Origin of the sequence: Microbacterium kyungheense (genome assembly GCF_006783905.1) — a bacterium.
Lineage (GTDB): Bacteria > Actinomycetota > Actinomycetes > Actinomycetales > Microbacteriaceae > Microbacterium > Microbacterium kyungheense.
Window position 1 is genome coordinate 1,288,876 of record NZ_VFPE01000001.1, and the last position, 19,974, is coordinate 1,308,849.

General features: G+C 71.6%; 18 protein-coding genes and 1 tRNA gene. 13 read left to right on the forward strand and 6 right to left on the reverse strand.

Annotated elements, in window-relative coordinates; all coding sequences use genetic code 11:
* Nucleotides 1–19: 19 nt before the first annotated feature.
* On the forward strand, nt 20–1,201 hold the full coding sequence (locus tag FB391_RS05710; protein WP_185842957.1) for a low temperature requirement protein A: 1,182 nt from the start codon (nt 20–22) through the stop codon (nt 1,199–1,201).
* Here the strand turns inward: FB391_RS05710 and FB391_RS05715 are convergent.
* Nucleotides 1,191–1,775, reverse strand: a complete 585-nt coding sequence (locus FB391_RS05715; protein WP_141893427.1) for a GNAT family N-acetyltransferase — start codon at nt 1,773–1,775, stop codon at nt 1,191–1,193. The genes FB391_RS05710 and FB391_RS05715 overlap by 11 nt on opposite strands.
* Before the next feature lie 153 nt (nt 1,776–1,928).
* Here FB391_RS05715 and FB391_RS05720 point away from each other — a divergent pair.
* Nucleotides 1,929–2,002, forward strand: a tRNA-Pro gene (locus FB391_RS05720).
* A gap of 185 nt (nt 2,003–2,187) precedes the next feature.
* Nucleotides 2,188–2,907: a PDDEXK-like family protein gene (locus FB391_RS05725; protein ID WP_141893428.1), complete on the forward strand. Its 720-nt coding sequence runs from the start codon at nt 2,188–2,190 to the stop codon at nt 2,905–2,907.
* Nucleotides 2,908–3,168: 261 nt separating this feature from the next.
* Here the strand turns inward: FB391_RS05725 and FB391_RS20075 are convergent, their stop codons facing one another.
* Nucleotides 3,169–4,128 (reverse strand): LysR family transcriptional regulator, encoded by a 960-nt coding sequence (locus tag FB391_RS20075; RefSeq protein WP_141893429.1) that lies wholly within the window; start codon nt 4,126–4,128, stop codon nt 3,169–3,171.
* A gap of 139 nt (nt 4,129–4,267) precedes the next feature.
* Between FB391_RS20075 and FB391_RS05740 the strand changes: the two genes are divergently transcribed.
* Both FB391_RS05740 and FB391_RS05745 read left to right on the forward strand, forming a co-directional pair.
* Nucleotides 4,268–5,068 (forward strand): alpha/beta hydrolase, encoded by an 801-nt coding sequence (locus FB391_RS05740; RefSeq protein ID WP_141893430.1) that lies wholly within the window; start codon nt 4,268–4,270, stop codon nt 5,066–5,068.
* Between the two features lies 1 nt (nt 5,069).
* Entirely contained in the window at nt 5,070–5,861 is a 792-nt protein-coding gene (locus tag FB391_RS05745) for an SDR family NAD(P)-dependent oxidoreductase (protein ID WP_141893431.1), read from the forward strand.
* Between the two features lie 34 nt (nt 5,862–5,895).
* On the opposite strand, the gene FB391_RS05750 is transcribed toward FB391_RS05745, so the two are convergent.
* Nucleotides 5,896–6,489 carry a TetR/AcrR family transcriptional regulator gene (locus FB391_RS05750; RefSeq protein ID WP_141893432.1) on the reverse strand — a complete coding sequence of 198 codons (594 nt, stop codon included), beginning with the start codon at nt 6,487–6,489 and terminating at the stop codon, nt 5,896–5,898.
* An 87-nt stretch (nt 6,490–6,576) separates the two neighbouring features.
* Between FB391_RS05750 and FB391_RS05755 the strand changes: the two genes are divergently transcribed.
* Nucleotides 6,577–7,254 (forward strand): hypothetical protein, encoded by a 678-nt coding sequence (locus FB391_RS05755; RefSeq protein ID WP_141893433.1) that lies wholly within the window; start codon nt 6,577–6,579, stop codon nt 7,252–7,254.
* 13 nt (nt 7,255–7,267) lie between these two features.
* On the opposite strand, the gene FB391_RS05760 is transcribed toward FB391_RS05755, so the two are convergent.
* Nucleotides 7,268–7,765, reverse strand: a complete 498-nt coding sequence (locus tag FB391_RS05760) for a winged helix-turn-helix transcriptional regulator (protein ID WP_141893434.1) — start codon at nt 7,763–7,765, stop codon at nt 7,268–7,270.
* 64 nt (nt 7,766–7,829) lie between these two features.
* On the opposite strand from FB391_RS05760, the gene pdxR reads away from it, so the two are divergent.
* The 5 genes from pdxR (at nt 7,830) to FB391_RS05785 (ending at nt 15,476) form a co-directional block, all read left to right on the forward strand.
* A complete protein-coding gene (gene pdxR / locus FB391_RS05765) occupies nt 7,830–9,227 on the forward strand; it encodes a MocR-like pyridoxine biosynthesis transcription factor PdxR (RefSeq protein ID WP_141893435.1) in 1,398 nt (465 codons plus the stop codon).
* Nucleotides 9,228–9,306: 79 nt separating this feature from the next.
* Entirely contained in the window at nt 9,307–9,804 is a 498-nt protein-coding gene (locus FB391_RS05770) for a carboxymuconolactone decarboxylase family protein (protein ID WP_141893436.1), read from the forward strand.
* Between the two features lie 47 nt (nt 9,805–9,851).
* Nucleotides 9,852–11,324, forward strand: coding sequence for a DUF3375 domain-containing protein (locus FB391_RS05775; protein WP_141893437.1), 1,473 nt, complete (start codon nt 9,852–9,854; stop codon nt 11,322–11,324).
* Nucleotides 11,317–12,129 carry a DUF4194 domain-containing protein gene (locus tag FB391_RS05780; protein WP_141893438.1) on the forward strand — a complete coding sequence of 271 codons (813 nt, stop codon included), beginning with the start codon at nt 11,317–11,319 and terminating at the stop codon, nt 12,127–12,129. The genes FB391_RS05775 and FB391_RS05780 overlap by 8 nt, the downstream gene beginning before the upstream one ends.
* Complete coding sequence (locus FB391_RS05785) at nt 12,126–15,476, forward strand: ATP-binding protein (RefSeq protein WP_141893439.1); 3,351 nt, start codon at nt 12,126–12,128, stop codon at nt 15,474–15,476. The genes FB391_RS05780 and FB391_RS05785 overlap by 4 nt, the downstream gene beginning before the upstream one ends.
* A 6-nt stretch (nt 15,477–15,482) precedes the next feature.
* Here FB391_RS05785 and FB391_RS05790 read toward each other — a convergent pair whose 3' ends face one another.
* The gene (locus FB391_RS05790; RefSeq protein WP_221886278.1) at nt 15,483–16,754 is read right to left on the reverse strand and encodes an MFS transporter; all 1,272 of its coding nucleotides are present in this window, start codon (nt 16,752–16,754) and stop codon (nt 15,483–15,485) included.
* A gap of 82 nt (nt 16,755–16,836) precedes the next feature.
* On the opposite strand from FB391_RS05790, the gene FB391_RS05795 reads away from it, so the two are divergent.
* On the forward strand, nt 16,837–17,316 hold the full coding sequence (locus FB391_RS05795; protein ID WP_141893440.1) for a hypothetical protein: 480 nt from the start codon (nt 16,837–16,839) through the stop codon (nt 17,314–17,316).
* Nucleotides 17,303–18,859 (forward strand): multicopper oxidase family protein, encoded by a 1,557-nt coding sequence (locus FB391_RS05800; protein ID WP_246093363.1) that lies wholly within the window; start codon nt 17,303–17,305, stop codon nt 18,857–18,859. The genes FB391_RS05795 and FB391_RS05800 overlap by 14 nt, the downstream gene beginning before the upstream one ends.
* Nucleotide 18,860: 1 nt before the next feature.
* Here FB391_RS05800 and FB391_RS05805 read toward each other — a convergent pair whose 3' ends face one another.
* Entirely contained in the window at nt 18,861–19,787 is a 927-nt protein-coding gene (locus FB391_RS05805; protein WP_141893441.1) for an Lrp/AsnC family transcriptional regulator, read from the reverse strand.
* Nucleotides 19,788–19,974: the final 187 nt, after the last annotated feature.

The following is a 19,974-nucleotide window of genomic DNA, read 5'->3' on the forward strand; positions in this document are numbered from 1 at the left end:
GGGCCACCATAATCGTCGCATGACCGATGTGCTCGCCCGGATGGGCCTCATCCGGATGTCTGCCCGCGACACCGGCACCCCGCACCGGGTCTCGACGCCGCTCGAGCTGCTGTTCGACCTCGTGTTCGTGGTCGCCGTGTCGCAGGCATCCCAGAATCTCCATCACCTCATCAGCGACGACCACGTCGGGCAGGCGGTGCTGTCGTACCTGATGGTGTTCTTCGCCATCTGGTGGGCCTGGATGAACTTCACGTGGTTCGCCTCGGCGTTCGACACCGACGACTGGCTGTATCGCGTGCTCACGATCGTGCAGATGGGCGGTGTGCTGGTCCTCGCCGCCGGCGTCCACGACGCGATGGTCTCGTTCGACTACGTGGTGGTCACGTGGGGCTACGTCATCATGCGGCTGGCGATGGTCGCCCAATGGCTGCGGGCAGCGGCATCCGACCCGGCATTGCGGCACACGGCACTGCGGATGGCGCTCGGCGTGTCGGTGGTGCAGGTGCTGTGGGTCTCGCGCATCTACCTGCTCGACGACACGGCGCAGTTCTGGACGTTCTTCGTGCTCGTGGCCCTGGAACTGCTCGTCCCCGTGTGGGGCGAGGCAGCCGGGCGCACGCCGTGGCACCCGCACCACATCGCGGAGCGCTACGGCCTGTTCACACTGCTCCTGCTCGGCGAGAGCCTGCTCGCCTCGGCCAACGCGATCTTCGACGCCCTCGGCGAGGGCGAGCACGTGCCCGAGCTGCTGACGCTGGCGATCTCGGGCATCGTCGTGACGGCCGGGATCTGGTGGGTGTACTTCTCGAGGGAGCAGCACGGCCGGCTCGAAGGACGCAGATCCGCCTTCCGGTTCGGGTATCTGCACTACGGGATCTTCGCGGCGGTCGGCGCGGTGTCGGCGGGGGTCGAGGTCGAGATCGATGAGATCACGGGGCACACCGCGGTGTCTCCCGCGATCGCCGGCCTCGCGCTCACGCTTCCGATCGCGATCGTGGTGGCAGGGGCGTGGCTCGTGCTGCTGCGGGCATCGCTTTCGCGCTGGGCGTCGGTCGCGGTGCTCGCGGGTGCCGTGCTGATCGCCGTGAGCGGCCTGCTGCCGTCGAACGAGTACGTCGTCGCCGCGGCGCTCCTGGTGGCCGTCGTGATCGTGCTCGAAGTCGACCGGGGGCGGCCGTCCGCCCGCGCTGTCAGCGGCTGAGGTCGAGCGACACGATCGCGAGGTCGGGGCGCGGGCGCGCGACCTCGCGGAAGCCGGCAGCCTCGAACGTCGACAGCACGCCGTGGTAGAGGTCGTTGACGGGAATCTTCTTGCCGGCGTGCGGGTCCATCGGGTACGCCTCGACCACGCGCGCGCCGCCGGCACGGGCGAAGTCGAGCGCCGCATCGAGCAGGCGCGCGTTGAGTCCCTGCTCGCGGTGCTCTTTGCGCACCACGAAGCAGCTGACCGCCCACACGTCCGGGTCGTCCCACGGTTCTTCCGACGCCGCGAACCTGCGGGTGCGTGCGAGCCGCACCTGACGTGTGCGGGGTCCGACGCGGACCCACCCTGCGGCCTCGCCGTCGACATAGGCGATGAGGGCGGGCGGGGGAGCGGTCGCCATCTCATCGCGCAGCAGCTCTCGGCGCTCGTCGAGTGTCGTGCGATTGAACTCGGCGTTGGTGATCGTCCACCACTGGCACTGGCAGCCGCGTCCGTCCCCGCCCCCGCTCAGCGCGTGCTGCGCATCGTCGAAGCGGTCTGCGGTCGCGGGTTCGATCGTGATGTGGGCCATGTCATGCCTCCTGTCGCGACCGTAGTGCGGCCCGCCGACATCGACAAGCGAACGGATGCCACGCCCGGGGTCCGCCGTGTTCGCGAGGCCTCCGCGGACCGGGTAGGATGGTCGAGTTGTCCGCGCGCAGGCGGGGACACGACAACAGAACATCGGGATGTGGCGCAGCTTGGTAGCGCACCTGACTGGGGGTCAGGGGGTCGCAGGTTCAAATCCTGTCATCCCGACAGAAAAGCCCTGGTAGGTCTGAGGATCTATCAGGGCTTCGTCGTTCGGTGGATGCGGGACGCTCCGATCGCCGGGGGGATGTCGGCGACGGTGGGTAGCGTCACCCCATGTCGCGTGAACGTTCGTACAGCGATGACCAGCTTGTTGCCGCGGTTGCCCGCGCGCGATCGTGGCGTGGCGTGGCGTGCTGCGCGCGCTCGAGCTTGGTGCCACTTCCGCGAGTGCGATCCGATCCGTGCGTGCGCGGGCGGACGCCATCGGGGCGGACTACGGGCACTTCACACGCGGTCGCCGCCTCACTGACGACCGCGTCCGAGCTGCCGTCGCGACATCCACGTCCTGGGCGGGAGTCGTCGCCGACCTCGGCTTGGAAGGCCGTTCGGCTACCGCTTTGGCGAAGGGCCACTCGATCCGGCTGGGGCTGGAGGTGAGTCACCTGAGTTCATCCATCCCGCCACCGACAGTGACGCGGCCAATTCCAGAACCAGTGAACCTTGCGCGCGCGGGCGCCATGCTCGCGGCCGGTTGGTTCATGCTGTCCGGACAGGACGTCTCGTGGCCTTTGGAGCCGTGCCGGTACGACCTGATCGTCGTCGATTCCACGCATGCCCATCGGCGTGTGCAGGTGAAGACAACGACTGTTCAAGTCGGCGGCACGTGGAAGGTCTATCTGTCCAATTCTGGACGAGGACGGCGCACGTATGACGCTGATGAGATCGATGACTTCTTCGTGATCGACGGATTGCTGCGGTATTACCTCATTCCGATTGAGGCCGTCGGAGGGCTTCAGGCGATTCATCTCGCTTCGTACGACCAGTACCGACTCGCGCCCCTGCCCAATGCGTGTGCCCTGCACGAGTCTGACTCTGATTTCACCGCTGCTGGCTGCGACACGGATGTATAACCCGTACCCCACCACCTGCATGTCTGCGCCGTTCGTCGGCTCTGCGGCAGGCGATCACGATGAACACGCGGCTCAGCGCGGCGTTTGTCAGCCGACGACCCCAGCGAGCTCTTCTCGCGTGCCGTTGCAGACCTTCATGGCTGCACGACGGCGCCCTTGCTCGCGGCGTATGCCGAGCGGCCCGCGGCGCCGACCAGCCCGAGCGCGCTTGCAAGGGGGACGATGCTGTATGAGCAGAGGCGCAGGATGCCGGGATCGGCGTCAGCGGAGCGTCCTGACGGCCTCGGCGGAAGGCGGCTGCCAGAGCGGCGCACTCGTGTCGGGCTCCAGCCAGCGGCGCTCGGCGGCGACGTCCGCGGCCACCGCGAGGAAAGCGGCGGTGGCCGCGGAGAGAGGCTCGTCGCGCCACGCGATCGACCACGGGTACACGGGCTGGAGTTCGGCGGGATGGTGCAGGGGCATCCCGAACCGCCGGTACCGCTGCGCATACGAGTCGAACTCGAGCAGGTACGCGCCGGCGGGCGCCCGCTCCATGCGCGCCAGACACTGATCGAAGGTGCCGGGGTTGCCCAGCCAGCTGAGGGTGAGCGCGGCGTCGGATTCGAACGCGCTGAGGTACTCGCCATGGGCGTTGAACAGGGCCGAGCCGCGCGGATCGCCGAAGACCTCGATCGGGCGCTCGTTGAGCGAGACCGTGGCGCACTCCCGCTCGCCGCGGCGGCCGACCAGCCGGAACGGCTCAAGGCGGAGCGGACGATGCCGCCATCCCTCGGGATGCGCGGCGGTCATGCCGGGAGTGACGCGCAGGATCGCGACGTCGAGCAGGCCGTTCATGAGGGCATCCAGCTGACGCTGGCTGTCCATGGAGCTCGCGATGACCGCGACATCGGGGAACCGCGCCGCGAAGGCGTCGACGACGAGCCTGCTGGTGTCGAGGTCGAAGATGTGGGCGATGCGGATGCCGGCGTCCTCGGCCCGTGTCATGCGTGTCGCGTGGGCGATGAGCACGCGGGCGTCGCGGAGGAATCGAGCGCCGTCCGGCGTCAGGGCGACGTGGCGGCTGTCCCGGGTCAGAAGCCGGAATCCGAGGTCGCTCTCCAGGCGGCGGATCTGCTTCGACAGCGCCGGCTGGCTGATGTGCAGGCGTGCGGCGGCGCGTCCGAAGTGCAGTTCGTCGGCGACGACGACGAAATAGCGCACGAGTCGAAGATCGAGGTCCACCTGTCCTCCTGTACGAAGAGTGGCGCGTGGCGCCGATCGTTGCAAGTTCGGTTATCGATCCGTGGCGCACAGGTCTTGGACGCCGCCGATCGCGCGGGTGTGTGCTGATCACGTCCGCCGATCGCAAGGAGCACGTCGTATGCCTGAGACGCCCCGTCCCGTCGTCTTCATCCATGGTCTCTGGCTGCATGCCACCAGCTGGGAGCCGTGGGTCGAGCGGTTCCGGGCGGCCGGGTACGAGCCGGTCGCGCCGGGCTGGCCGAACGAGCCCGCGAGCGTCGCCGAGGCGCGGGCGAACCCCGACGCCGTCGCGAACATCGGGATCGACGAGGCCGCGGGGCATTTCGCCGAGATCGCGAAGGGGCTCGGCGAGGACACGGTCCTGATCGGCCATTCGTTCGGCGGTCTGCTCGCCGAGAAGCTGCTCGGTGAGGGCATCGGGGCAGGAGCCGTCGCGATCGATCCGGCGCAGATCAAAGGCGTGCTCCCGCTTCCGCTGGCGCAGTTGCGGTCGGGATTCCCCGCACTCGGAAACCCCGCGAACCTTCACCGCGCGGTATCCCTGACGGCCGCGCAGTTCCGCTACGGATTCGGCAATGCCGTGGACGAGGCCGAGTCCGACGCGCTCTACGAGCAGTGGACGATCCCGTCGCCGGCGCGGCCGCTGTTCCAGGCGGCGGCGGCCAACTTCGTCATGCACTCGCCCGCGGCCGTCGATACGAAGCGGGAGCCGCGTGGCCCGCTGTTGCTCATCTCGGGCACGGCGGACCACACCGTCCCCGATGTCGTCACCCGCTCGACGCTCAAGCAGTACCGCGATTCGATGGCAGTCACCGAGCTGCGGCAGTTCGAGGGCCGCGGCCACTCTCTGACGATCGACCACGGCTGGGGCGACGTCGCAGACGCGGTGCTGGAGTGGCTGCGGGCGCAGGGGCTGTGACATGGACCTGGGGCTGGAGGGAGCTGTCGCGATCGTCACCGGCGCCGGGCGGGGGATCGGACTCGCGGTGACCCGGACGCTGGTGGCGGAGGGCGCGCACGTGGTCGCGGCATCCCGCACCATCACGCCCGCGCTGTCGGAGGTCGCCGAGAACGGGGACTCCGTGCGGGCCGTCGCCGCCGACCTCACCGACTCCGCCGTCGCCGACCGGCTCGTCGCTCACGCGTCGGAGCTCGGGCCGCTGCGGGTGCTCGTGAACAACGTGGGAGGTGTGCGCCCGCGCACCGGGGGATTCTCGTCGGTGACGGACGAGGAGTGGATGGGCACGTTCCAGCTGGACACGCTGACGGCGATCCGGATGACGCGCGCTGCGCTTCCGGCGCTGCGCGCTGCCGGCGGAGGAGCCATCGTCACGGTCGCTTCGGTGAACGCCCGGCTTCCTGACCCGCTCGTCATCGACTACAGCGCCGCCAAGGCGGCCCTGGTGAGCTTCTCGAAGGCGCTGTCGAAGGAGGTCGGACCGGCCGGCATCCGGATCAACACCGTCAGCCCGGGGCCGGTCGCCACCGACCTCTGGCTGGGGGACGGCGGAGTCGCCGCGACGCTGTCGGCCACCGCGGGTTCGGTGCGCGCCGACGTGGTGGCGGGCGCGGAGGCGTCGATGGTGACCGGCAGGTTCACGAAGCCCGACGAGGTCGCCGCCCTCGTGGCGTTCCTCGCGAGCGATCTCGTGGCGGGCAACCTCACCGGTGCCGACATCGTGATCGACGGTGGGCTGACCGCCGAGTTGTGATTCCGCGGGCGTCGCCGCACCGTGACCCGTGGCGTTACAGGCCCAGGACGCGCGCGAGCTGGCTCTCGAGGGCGTCTGCGGCCACGGCGGGGTCCATGCCGGCGCTCAGCACCTTCAGCCCGAGCCCTTCGGCGGTCGCCATGAGGCCCGTCGCGACGAGCGTCGCGTCCGCCGCCGCCAGGTCGGCGCGCGTGGCGACGGCGACCAGCTGCGCGAGGTGCTCCACCAGCAGCGCATCGTCGGCCGCGAGGGCGGCGGACAGTTCCTCGTGCGTCGCGGCGTGGGCCTGGAACGCCAGGCTGACACGGCCGTCGTCGATCTCGGCGCGGGTGCGCGGGATGAAGTTCTGCAGCATGGCGCCGAGCACCGCGCGGGGCGACGGCTCCGGGCCGAGGGCGTCGATGGCGGCGGTCATCCGCTGTTCATAGCGGACGCGTGCCTCGTCCATCGCATAGCGCAGCATCGCGTCCTTCGACGGGAAGTAGTGCTGCACCATGCCCGCGGTCACGCCCGCTTCGGTCGCGACGTGGCGGAGGCTCGCGGCATCCAGACCATCCCTGGCGGTGACGCGGAAGACGGCGTCAGCGATGAGGTGACGTCGTTCGTCGTGGTCCACGAGCTTGGGCATGCGCCCAGCCTTTCGCATTGCAGTCGTATTGACAACCCGTTGTCCGGTCGTTTACATTGCAACTGCAACGTAAACGGAGGATGGGGGATGCCGCAGCAACTCGCGCAGGCCGGCACGGGGTCCGCCCCACGCCGGATCGGCGAGCGACGTCAGGGTGTCGACCGCGTGCGGCACGGTCTGCGACGCGCGCTGGCGACCGAGGCGGCCGGGTGGCGGAGCATCGGTCGCGCGCTCGTGCGGCGCCCGCGCGTGCCGCGCGGCGCGACCGCGATCGGGTACGACAAGCCCGTCCGCATGGTGCTCGTCGTCTTCGCCGTCCTCTCGCTCGTCGAGATCCCGATCGTGGACCTGCTGTTCCGCGGGATCCCCGCCGTCCGCTGGCCGATGCTCGCGCTCGGCGTGTGGGGCGTGCTCACGGTCGCCGGGATGCTGTGCGGGTACGTCACCCGCCCGCACGCGGTCGGCCCTGCCGGCATCCGCATCCGCCACGGGGGAGAGGTCGACGTGGACCTGCCGTGGGAGGTCGTCGCCTCCGTCGAACGACGCCGGGTGGGACTCTCGGGAGCGCCGGCGCTGAGCCTCACCGGGGAGGGGGAGGCGCAGGTGCTGAACCAGGTCGTGCAGGACTTCGTCGACATCGAGATCGCCCTGGAGCGCCCGACGGCGCTGCGGCTGCCGCAGGGAGACGTGACGGTGTCGGCGCTGCGCGTGTCGGCGGACGACCCCGCCGCCTTCCTCGACGCGGTGCGCCGGCACATCCCGTGATCCGGCGGGCGCGTCAGCCGGCGTGACGCCGGCGGTGGCGTTCGAGCACGCGGGCCGCGAGCTCCTCGGGCATGCCCGGGCCGGGGAGGGCCTCGACCTCGGCCGCGTCGTCGAGCGGCCCGCAGACGTCGCACACGAGCCGCATCCGCACGGGGTGCTCGTCGCTTCCGTGACGGTACAGGATCGGTGCGCCGTCCGGGGCCGCCCAGCGGTCGCCCCATTCCGTGAGAGCGATGAGCGCGGGGGCGAGGTCGCGCCCGCGCTCGGTGAGGCGGTACTCGCCGTCGCCCGAGTCGTTCGTCACGCGTTCCAGGACGCCTTCGTCCACGAGGTGGTCCAGGCGCGACGCCAGAACGTTGGTGGCGATCCCGAGGCTCTTCTGGAACTCCGAGAACCTCGTCGACTCGGCGAAGAGCGCGTTGCGCAGGATCAGGAAGGTCCAGCGCTCGCCGAACACCTCGAGGGTGCGCGAGATGGAGCAGACCTGGGATTCGTACGTCCTGCCGAGCATGCGTTCAGGGTAGATCCGGGGGTTGCATCAAGCAAGTCCGCGGCGCGCGTGGTGGGATAGCGGCATGAGCGAGGGACGCATCACCGGGCTCGACCTGCATCTGCCGCTCTCGGGCACGCGGCCGGCCCGCTCGCTGGAGGACGCGATCCGCTCGCTCGTGTCGACCGGCGCCCTGCCGGTCGGCGCCCGGCTGCCGGCGGCGCGGGCGCTCGCCGCCGACCTCGGGATCGCGCGCAACACGGTCGCGGACGTCTACGCCCGCCTGACGGCAGAGGGGTGGCTCGAAGCGCGGGTGGGCGCGGGGACATGGGTCGCCGCCTCGCCGGCCGCCGTCGTCCCGGTCGCCGGTCGTCCGGCCGCGCCGCCGCCGTTCGACCTGCGCGGCGGGCTCGTGGACGCGAGCGACTTCGCGTACGCGTCGTGGAGCGCGCACGCGCGGCAGGCGCTCGCCGAGCTGCCCGGCACCGCGTTCTCGTACCCGCCCGCCGCCGGCACGGCCGCGCTGCGGCAGAGTCTCGCCGTGTACGTCGCGCGCACGCGTGGGGTCGCGGTGGGGACGGACGACCTCGTGGTGGGCACGGGTTTCGGCGACCTGCTGTCTCTCGTGTGCCGGGCGCTGCGCGAGCGCGGCGCCCGCCGCATCGCGGTCGAGGAGTACGGGCACGACCGGCATCGGCGCATCATCGCCGCGGCGGGTCTGGAGGCGGTGCCGATCGCGGTCGACGGCGACGGCGCCGTCGTGGACGGACTCGAAGATCTGGATGCCGCCGCCGCCCTGCTGACGCCTGCCCATCAGTTCCCGACCGGGGTGCCGCTCTCGGCCGCGCGCCGGCGTGCCGTCGTCGAGTGGGCGCGACGCAGCGGGGCGTTCGTCCTGGAGGACGACTACGACGGCGAGTTCCGCTACGACCGTCGCAGCATCGGCGCGCTGCAGGCCCTCGCGCCCGACCGCGTGGTCTACCTCGGCACCGCGAGCAAGGCGCTGGCCCCGGCCGTCGGCCTGGCGTGGGCGGTCGTTCCCACCGCCCTGTGGCAAGACGTGCTCGCGCAGCGCGAGGCCGGAGGAGCCGCGGCCGCCGGCATCCACCAGCACATCCTTGCGCGGTTCATCGACTCGTTCGCGTACGACCGGGCGGTGCGGCGGCGTCGCGCGGAGTTCCGCGCGCGGCGCGAGCTGCTCGAGCGGCTGCTCGCCGAGCGCGTGCCGTCGGCGTCGCTGCACGGCCTGGCCGCGGGGCTGCAGTGCCTGGTGCGGCTGCCGGAGGGCGTCGCCGAGGCGGACGTGGTGGATGCCGCCGCCCGGCGCGGCGTGGCCGTCCTGGGACTCTCGGAGTACCGGTTCGGCGCGGCCGAGGACGGCGAGCCGGTCGGGATCGTGGTGGGCTACGGCGCCCCGACGCCCGCGCGCGCCGAGCGGGCGCTGGAGCTCTTCGTCGAGGCGGTGGCCACGGCCGCGGAATGACGTCGGCGTGATGATTGGCCCACGCCTGCGGCATCCGATTGGCCGTGTCCGCTGGGTCGCTCCGGCCTACCGTGGACGTATGACCGCTGCGATCCGCACCCTCGTCCCCGTTGCCTCCCGCCTCGACTTCGACGCCCTCGCGCCCGTGTTCTCGCGCGCGGTGGGTGAGCTCGACGACGCCGCGACCGCCCAGCTCGACCTCGCCGGGATCGATGCGGGGCTGCGCGAGCTCGTGCGCCTGCGCGCCTCGCAGCTGAACGGCTGCGCGTACTGCGTCGACATGCACGCGCGCGCCGCGCGGACGCACGGTGTCACCGCACAGCGGGTCGACGCCCTCGCGGTGTGGCGCGAGTCCGGCCTGTTCACCGAGGAGGAGCGGTCGGCGTTCGCACTCACCGAGGAGGTCACCCGGCTCTCCGAGACGCACGTGCCTGAAGCGGCGGTGACCGGCGCCGTCGACGCGTTCGGTGAAGAGGGGGCGGCGGCGCTGATCTCGCTCATCATCGCCATCAACGTGTGGAACGCGATCGGCGTGACGGCGCGGCCGTGGCGCGTCGCGCCGCGCGCGGAGGACTGAGCGCGGGCGGCACGGCGTGACGCCCGGCGCCCAGTACGCTGGTGGGGATGACCAACACGCGTGCCGAGGCGGCGTATCTGCGCTCCGTGGCGGCGTTCCGGACTCCCACGCTCGACCTGCTGCACCGGCGTTACGCGCCGTTCGTGGTCGCGGTGCTGTCGATCGTCTTCACGGTGGACCGCCCGGCTGTGGCCGTCGCGGACGCGCACGCCGAGATCGCCGAGATCCTCGACGAGCTGCGCGCCGCCGGGTACGACGAGGACGACCGCGCCCTGCCCTCGGGCACGGCCCGCGAGATCTGCCGGCACTGGGTGCGCGTGGGATGGCTGGTGCCGCAGATCGACGGCGACATCGAGGTGTACCGGCTGACCGCGCACGCGGTCGGCGCGCTGGAGATCACGGGCCGCACCGGGGGCGGGCGTACGCGCGTGTCGAACTCGCGAGTGAGGACGCTGCTCGAAGCAGTCGAACGCCTGGCTGCCGACGCCGAGACCGACCCTCAGGCGCGCATCGCCCGGCTGACCGCGGAGCGGGACGCGCTGGACGCCGAGATCCTGCGGATCCAGGCCGAGGGCACGGCCCCGGTCGACGATGAGCAACTGCTCGAAGAGGCCGAGAACGTGCTGCACCTCGCCCGCGAGCTGCCGGCCGACTTCGCGCGCGTCGCAGAGTCGATCAAGGCCATGCAGCGTGACGTCGTGGCCGACCTGCGCCGTGACGTGCGCCCGACGGGCGAGGTGCTGCGCGAGTATCTCGAGCGCGGCCAGCACGTGATGCAGTCGACACCCGAGGGCCGCGCCTTCGCGGGCGCGCTGCGGCTGTTGGGCGACCCCGAGCGCATCGACGACCTCGCCGAGCAGCTGCACACCGTGCTCGCCCAGCCGTTCGCGCGCCTCATGGACGCCGATCAGCGCCAGGAGCTCGACGCGATCGGGCGGCGGGTGGAGCTCGGCGTGCTCGAAGTGCTGACCGCCCAGCGCCGGGCCTCGCACGTGATCACCGGCCAGGTGCGCACCCACGACCCGGTACGCGATCGCCAGGTCGACGACCTGCTGCGCGACGTCATGTCGGGGCTGCAGACGTGGACCAGCACCTCGTCGGCCGAGGCGCCGGTCGACCCGGTGCGCAGCCTGCCGATGGCTGCCGTCGGGCACCTCCGCCAGTCGGTGAGCGACATCCGGCCGCCGGGGGCTCCCGCGCCGCTGTCGGACGCCGCGGACGACGCGGAGTTCCTGGATGCCGACACGCGCGCGTGGGGCGGCCCGAGGTACGCCGAGCTCGAGGAGTACGTCGCCGGCCTCGGGGACGAGTTCGATCTGGGCTCCGCCTTCGAGGGCAGCGCCGATGACACGCGGCGGCCCGTCGACCTGCTGGGTCTGCTCGAGATCGCCCACCGCAACGGCATGACCGAGGGTGAGACCGTCTCGGTCGTCGAGGCCGTGCGCCCCGACGGCACGACGCGCCGCTTCGCCTTCGGCGCCGTGACCGCCCGCACCTTCAGGGAGAGCGACGATGACTGACCTCGACACCGTGAGCGAAGGGGTGGACACTTCGACTCGTTCCTCGCTCAGTGCAGGTGCCGCAAGCCCGGCCGCCGGCATCCCGCCGTTCATCGACCCCGTCGCGATGGAGGACGATCCGGACGACCTGTTCGCCGGCGACCGCGGGGTGCTGGAGGCGGACGTGCGCCGCGTGCTCGTGCACGTGCTGCAGCGCCGCTTCCTGCTCGCCGATCGCCACCGCGAGCAGTGGACGCTGCTGCTCGACAACCAGGGGCTGATCGAGTCGCGGCTGAACGACATGTTCGTGCGGCTGATCATCGACCACGACCGCGGCGTGGCGTACAAGCAGCAGGTGCGCTCCGACGAGTTCGACGTGCCGATCCTGCTGCGCGACTCGCCGTACTCGCGCGCCGAGACACTGGTGCTCGTGCATCTGCGCACCGTGTACCAGCGCGAGACGGCGGCCGGCGAGCCGTCGGCGCGCGTGGACATCGAAGACGTCGAGCAGACCGTGCTCAGCTACTTCGCCGACTCCGACGGCGACACCGCGCGCCGGCAGCGGGCGATCCGCAAGGCGCTGGACCGGCTCGATCGAGACGGGATCGTCGACGAGGAGTCGGCGGGCCGGTTCCGCATCAGCCCGCTCGTCGAGATCGTGCTGAGCGCCGAGAAGCTGCGCGAGCTGCGCGACTGGCTGCGCGCACAGCAGTCCCTGCCCGACCTCGACGACCCCGAGGCCGCGGGCGACGAGCTGGACGACGAACCCGACGCGCCCGACGAGCCCGGCGACGACGAGACCACCGTGGAGGACGCGGCACCGTGACCATGATCGACACGCTGTTCGGGCTCATCCCGGCGGCCTCACGCGGCCAGCAGTGGCTGGCCGAAGACCTGCAGCTCGTCAACTGGGGCGGCTACGACGGCGCGCACCGCGTGCGCTTCTCGCCCGAGGCGACGCTGCTGTGCGGCGGATCGGGGTCGGGCAAGTCGACGCTCATGGATGCGTACATCGCGCTCATGATGCCGCACACGACGCCGTTCAACGGCGCTTCCAACGGGGGAGTGACCGGTCGCCCGCGCGGCGACGAGCAGCGCAACATCCTGTCGTACGCGCGGGGCAAGCTCGACGAGTCGCGCACCGAGGACGGCACGAAGATGCGCGTGCTGCGCGGCGACGGCGAGGACACCTGGACGGCCGTGGCGATGACGTGGGTCGACCACGACGGGTCGCGGTTCACCGCGGTGCGCGCCTGGTACATCCCCGCCGGTGCCCGCGTGCTCGAAGACACCGTGCGCGTGCGGGCGACCGCGGACGCAGCCTTCGACCTGCCCGCGCTGGAGCAGGCGGCGGCGCAGCGGTTCACCGACACCTCGCTGAAGTCCGTCGGACTGGACCCGGTCGGCACCGACCGCGAGTTCTCGGCCCGGCTGCACGCGGTGCTCGGCATCGGCGCGGCCGGCGCCGGCGCGAAGGCGATGAGCCTGCTCGCCCGCATCCAGGCGGGGCAGCAGATCACGACCGTCGACGACCTGTACAAGAGGCTCGTGCTCGAAGAGCCCGAGACGATGACGACCGCCGACGCGGTCGTCGCACACTTCGACGAGCTCGAGGGCACCCGCACGCGCATGCTCATGGCGCGGCAGCAGGTGAGCGCGCTCGAACCCCTGCGCGACCTGCGCGAGAGGATCGCCGCGGCGGCCGACCGGGTGCGCATCATCGACGAGATCGGGGACTTCTCGCACCCGGACTCCCTCGCGACGCTGTGGCGGGCGGGGCGGCGGCTCGAGCTGCTGCGCGAGGTCGAGACCGAGCTGCGCGACCGCAAGCGCGAGGCCGACGTGACGCTGCGCGAGAAGCGGGCGCTCGCCGACGCCGCCGAGATCGAGCGCGACGGCCTGGCCGACGTGCTGCGGCAGTCCGGCGGCGACCGGCTCGAGACCGCGCAGCGCGAACTGCGCGAGGTCGAGCGCCGGCTCACGAGCGTGCAGCTGAACCGCGTGCGCTTCGACGAGGACGTTCGCGGGCTCGGGGCGACGGCATCCACCCGGGCGGAGTTCGACGAGCTCGTCGCGCGCGCACGGGCCGGGCTCGCCGACGCCGACGCCAAGCGCACGGCCCGCAACGCCTTCTCGGAGGCGGCGCTCGAGCTCAAGGCCGCCGAGCGCGAGGTCGGTGAGCTCGAAGGCGAGATCCGCCGCGTGACGGGTCGCCGCGGCAACATCCCGCGGCCGTTGCACGAGTCGCGCGAGCTGCTGGCCGAGGCGGCGGGACTCGATCCCGACGAGCTGCCCTTCGTCGGCGAGCTCGTCGAGGTGCGCACCGAGTTCGAGCCCTGGCGGGAGGCCTTCAACCTGGCGCTGGGCGGCTTCGCGACGACGCTGCTGATCGACGTGGCGCACCTGCCGGCGTTCCGCGCGGCGATCGACGCGGTCCGCACGCCGGTCCGCGTGCGCTACGAGGGCGTGCACACCGGGCTCGACGCCAACGGCGGGCGCGACGTCGACACGCTGCCGGGACGCCTGGACTACCAGGCATCGCCGTTCACGGGCTGGCTGCAGGAGCGCCTCGACAGCCAGTTCGGCTTCGTGTGCGTGGACGCGCCGCGAGACCTGTCGCGTCACCGCAAGGCCCTGACCATCACGGGCCAGACCTCCGACGGCAACCGCGGCGCGCACGGCGGCCACGGCCGCGAGAACGTGCTGGGCTTCTCGAACGAGCGCCGGCTGCTCTCGCTCGCCGACCGGCTCGACACCGCTCGCGCTCGGGTGCTGCGGGCCGTCGAGATCGCGAAGACCGCTGAGACCGATCTGGATGCCGTCGACGCCAGGCTCGCCGTGTACGCGAAGCTGGGCGAGCTGACATGGGAGCAGATCGACGTGGACGCGGTCACCGCTGAGCGGGATCGCTGGACCGCCGTGCAGGACGACGTGACGGCATCCAATCCCGAGATCGCGCGGCTGCAGGGGCAGATCGCCGCCGCCAAGGGCACGGCCACGCGGCTGCGGGAAGAGATCGGGCGCACCGAACTGGAGCGCGAGCAGCTCGAGGCGCGCTGGGCCGATGTGATCGACGACGTCGATGCGACCCAGACGATCATCGACGCCGCCGAGGACGCCGGGCGTGCCCTGGACGCCGGGCAGCGCGCGTTCCTCGACACGCGGTTCACCCTGCGCGAGTCGGCGGCCGCCGCGAATCCGTCGGTCGTGCTGACCCGGTTCGACGCCGCGCTCGCGTCGGCCGCGCAGCGTCTGGAAGAGGACCACGCCGCAGCGGTCGCGTCGCACACCGAGCAGCGCGAGGCGGTGCGCCGCATCATGACGGGATTCCTGGAGCGCTGGCCGAACCCGAACCTGCTCGCCGATCCCGACGAGTCCATCGACGACTTCGAGGCCATCCTGCTGGCGCTGCAGACCAGCGGGCTGCATGAGCTCGAGGCGGACTGGCGCGACAGCCTGCTGAAGCTGTCGGGCAACGACCTGACGAACCTCGACGCGACGCTGAGCCGGTCGCTGCGCGAGATCCGCGACCGCATCGAGCCGATCAACCGGATCATGCAGGACCTGCCGTTCTACGACGACGGTCACCGGCTGCAGATCACGACGCGCGAGAACCAGTCCGAGCCGCGCAAGCGATTCCGTCGTGAGCTGCGCGAGGTGCGGGGGCTCATCGAGGCGGCGTCCACCGACGACGAGCGCGAGAACGCCTATCGCCGGATGACGCGCCTGATCGGGCGCATGCGCCGCACGGCTCCCGACTTCGGCGACCTCGTCGATGTGCGCAACCACGTGCGGGTGAGCGCCGAGCGGGTCGAGGCGACCACGAAGCAGCACGTCGCGCTGTACGACCACATCGGCGAGAAGTCCGGCGGCGAGTCGCAGGAGCTGATCGCGTTCATCGTGGGCGCGGCGCTGCGCTATCAGCTGGGGGATGCCGGCGCCGAGCGACCGCGCTACGCCCCGGTGTTCATGGACGAGGCCCTGATCAAGGCCGACGCGCACTTCACCAAGCGCGCGATCGGCGCGTGGCGGGGCCTCGGATTCCAGCTCGTGATCGGCGCGCCGAACGACAAGTACAGCGCGATCGAGCCGCACGTCGACGTCGAGTACGACATCCTCAAGGACACCCGCGGACGCTCGTGGGCCAAGCCGAAGGTGGGCCTGCGGGAGTAGGGAGGGTCAGCACCGCGGCAGCGCCGCGGGGCTGACCCGCCGCAGCGCGAGCACCAGCACCGTGAATCCGACCGCGTTGGCGGCGAGGACGGTGGCGATCACGGCGGTCATGCTGATGTCGTACACGTAGCCCAGGATGCCGCCCGCGATCAGCAGGCCGGCTCCGCGCACGAAGGCGAGCCAGCCGAACGCGGGCGGGCGCGAGCCGGTGGGAACGAGCTCGGTGACGACGGCCTTGACCGTCGAGTCGAGGACGCCGTTGACGACGCCCCAGATCGCGACGCCGACCCACACCAGCACGACGTCGTCGGTGAACGCGATGACGGAGGCCGCGGCGGCGACGGGCACGGCGAGCAGGGTCCAGGGGCCGAGACGGTCGTAGACGCGGCCCATGACGAGCCCCGCGGCTCCGTCGACGAGCATCGCGACGGCGAACAGGATCGGCACCTGAGCGTCGGTGAGGAGCCCGGTCGTCTGCGCGTGATAGGCGAGGAGCGGGAACGACGCCACGCCGCACGACAGCACCGCGATGGCTGCCGCGTACACCCAGAACCCTGCCGGCAGGCGGCGCGCGGCCTTGACCGGATCGGAGGCTTCGTCCCGTTCCTCGCTCGGCGCAGATGCCGGTCGCCCGGCATCCACCGGCTCCACCGCCGACACCGGCTGCGGGGTCTCGATGCGCTCGGGCTCCTCGTACGAGAGCGGGTCGGGCACCCGATGGCGCAGCCAGAACAGCAGCACGAGCACGAGGACGCCGGGGACGGCGAGCACGCCGAACGCGAGGGCATAGTCGCCCTCGCGCCAGCCGAGCACGGCCGCCAGCAGCAGCGGACCGAGCACGGCCCCGGTCTGGTCGAGCGCCTGGTGCACGCCGAAGGCGCTGCCGCGACCGGTGGTGGCCGAGGCGAACGACAGCAGCGTGTCTTTCGCGGGCGAGCGGACGGCCTTGCCGAGCCGCTCGGTCGCGTAGAGCAGCAGCGCCGGAGCGAGGGCGCCGGTCACCCCGATGAGCGGCACGCTCAGCACGGTGAGCGCGTAGCCGAGGATCGTCCACGTCCAGTAGTGCCTGGTGCGCACCACCGCGTAGCCGGTCACGACGCGCAGGCCGTAGCCGATGAACTCTCCGAGCCCTGCCACGAGTCCGACGACGAATGCCGACGCGCCGAGCGTCGCGAGGTACGGGCCGATGATGCTGCGGGCGCCCTCGTACACCATGTCAGCCAGCAGGCTCACGATCCCGAAGGCGACGATGAAGTGCCACGGGCGCAGGCGGGTCACGCTGGCAATGTATCAACCCCGCGTGACGGCGCTCTGGTGTGTCATCGGCCTGCGTGGCCGACCACACACCAAGGAGCAACACATGCGCATCGCGTACCGCATCTTCTCGTTCGCCATCTGCGCGCTCGTCGCGCTGCAGGCCGCCTCGCACGCGTGGGCGTCGGCCGGACTCGGCCTGTACATCGCGGAGGGCGGCGTCGTCGACGCCTCGGCCCAGGAGGGCCCGCCGCCGTTCGCCGAGGCGCTCGGGTTCATGATCCACGGCATGAACGGCATGTTCGTGATCCCGGCGCTGGCGATCCTGCTGTTCATCTTCTCGTTCTTCGTGAAGGCGCCGCGGGCGGTCGCGTTCGCCGGCGGCGTGCTCGCCCTCGTGGCGCTGCAGGTGACGCTCGGCCTGTTCGGGCACAGCATCCCGCTGCTCGGGTTCCTCCACGGCATCAACGCGCTGCTGCTGTTCATGACCGCCCTGCTGGCGGGCCTGAACGTGTCGAAGCGTCGTGTCGAGGCAGCCGCCGCGGCGGTTTCGGCGCCGTCGGTTCCGGCCGGTGCCGCCGTCTAGGACTGCGCCCGCGTCGAGCCGGTGGGCGTGGTTCGCCCGCCGGCTCGCCGTCGTGGCGGCCGTGATCGCGCTGGCCCTGGTGGGCTGGGCGTGGTGGGGCAGCGTGCTGCCGGGGACGTATTCCGTCATGGACATGGGGTCCCCGGACTTCGGCGGCGGCCCCGGCGCCGCGGAGCACGCTGCGAGCGGGCACGGTGCGCACGCGGCGGCGGCCGCGGGCGAAGGCGCAGCCGTGATCGGAGCCGCCGCCACCGTTGCGACGAACGTCGTCGACCTCGCCGTCGATCCCGATCGCCCGGCCGATGTGCGCGTCGAACTCACCGCGCGCGCGGAGCGCGTGACGCCAGCCGGCGGACGGCCGTTCGACGGCTTCACCCTCAACGGGCAGAGCCCGGGGCCGACCATCCGCGCCACCCAGGGACAGCTCGTCGAGGTCGTGCTGCGCAACGAGGACGTTCCCGCGGGCGTCACGCTGCACTGGCACGGGGTCGACGTGCCCAACGCGATGGACGGCGTGGCCGGCGTCACACAGGACGCCGTGCCGCCCGGCGAGAGCTTCACCTACCGCTTCATCGCCGAACAGGCGGGCACGTTCTGGTACCACTCGCACCAGGCATCTCATCCGCAGGTGGTCGGCGGGCTCTACGGCGCGCTGATCCTGCAGCCGGCGGATGCCGCATCCGCCGCTGACGCGATCGTCGCGGTCCATACCTATCCGGGCGGGCAGCGCACGATCAACGGCGCGACGGGGGAGGCACGGCAGGCCGCGGAGCCGGGAGCCGCGGTGCGCGTGCGGCTCATCAACACCGACAGCACCCCGACCTCGGCCTGGGTCACGGGCTCGTCGTTCCGCATGCTCGCGGCGGACGGAACCGACCTCAACGGCCCCACGTCCGTCGACGGCCGCGCGGTCCCGCTCACCGCCGGCGGCCGCGCCGACCTCGAGGTGACGGTCCCCTCGGCCGGCGCTGTGCGCATCCAGGTGCCCGGCGCGTCGCTCGTCATCGGGCCCGACAGGGCCGAGGCATCCACTTCTCCTGCTCCGCGCGAACAGGTAGACCTGCTGAGCTACGGCGAGCCGGCCGACGCGGGGTTCGACGCGGCGCAGGCGGACCGCCGCTTCCGCTATGACATCGGGCGGCTGCCCGGCTTCCTCGACGGCGCCCCGGGATACTGGTGGACCATCAACGGCGGCATCGTCCCCGCGGTTCCGATGTACATGGTGCAGGAGGGCGACGTCGTCGTCATGAGCATCTCCAACAACAGCGGCGAGGTGCATCCGATGCACCTGCACGGCCACCATCTGCTGGTGCTGTCGCGCGACGGCGTTCCGTCGTCGGGGTCGCCGTGGTGGGTGGACTCGCTGAACGTCGAGCACGGCGAGACGTACGAGGTCGCCTTCGTCGCCGACAATCCGGGGATCTGGATGGACCACTGCCACAACCTTCCGCACGCCGCGGAGGGCCTCATGACCCATCTCGCGTACGGCGGGGTGACGACGCCGTTCCGGCTCGGCCGCGACTCGGGCAACGACCCGGAGTAGCTCAGCCGCGCGCGGAGCCGATGGGCTGCGGGATGCCGCCGCCCGGCGAGCGGAGCGTGCGCGCGTAGTCCTCCTTGAGGACGGCCAGGTGGAACCACGCCTCGAGGCTCTCCACCCCCGGGATCGCGCGGAGGCGCTCGAGGCTCGCGTAGAGCGCTCCCGCGGAAGGCTCGACGAGCGTGGTGACGACGTCGAAGCGCCCGAGCGTGCGGGCGGCGAAGTCGACGCCGCGCCAGGTGCGCAATGCCTCTGCCACCTGATCGTCCGTGCCGGCGAGGTTGAGCCCGACGCCCATCGACAGCTGCCGGTGCGCGAGGCCGCGCGCCTCGACCGCGCTGATCTTGATCACGCCGGCGTCGATCAGCCGCTGCACCCTCGTGGTCACGGCGGAGGGCGACAGCCGCACCGCCTCGCCGAGCGCGCGGTAGCTGATCCGGCCGTCGCGCTGCAACTGCTCGATGAGTGCGGTGTCGATGCCGTCGATGGTGATGTCGCCGTGGTACTCCGAGACGAAGAATCCCTTGACCACATCGGTGTAGATCAGCGTGTTGATGTCCGCGACGCCCGGCAGCGCGCGGATCTGCGCGAGCAGCTCGTGCAGCGCGGGCATCGATCCGAGTCGCACCTCGGTGACGAGGTCGTACGCACCGCCGACGGCGGAGACCAGCACGGTCTCGCTGAGGCCCCGCAGATGCTGGGCGACCGGCTCGACGCCGTCGTGGGTGCGGATCGACACGTGTGCGAGCACGTGCTGACCGAGGAACACCGGGTCGACGGCGGCGATGACGCGCACGGTGCCGTCGCCGAGCATGGCGTTGAGCCGTGACGAGACGGCGGCGCGCGTCTGGCCCAGCCTGCCCGCCAGCGCGTGGATGCTGGCCCGCCCATCGACCTGCAGCTCGCGGATGAGCTCGGCGTCGAAATCCATCGCGATCCTCGAATCCGTCGATTTCCCGGGGAACGCACGTCCATGTGCGCAGAACACGAGTCTACGATGCCGCGGACAGGACGCGACGGATGCATCTGACGAAGAACGGTGACAGAACACCAGCCGAACCTCGCGCACGCTGGAGTTCTGCCCTTGCCGCCGGGCATCCGAGGCTCCTAGCATCCTT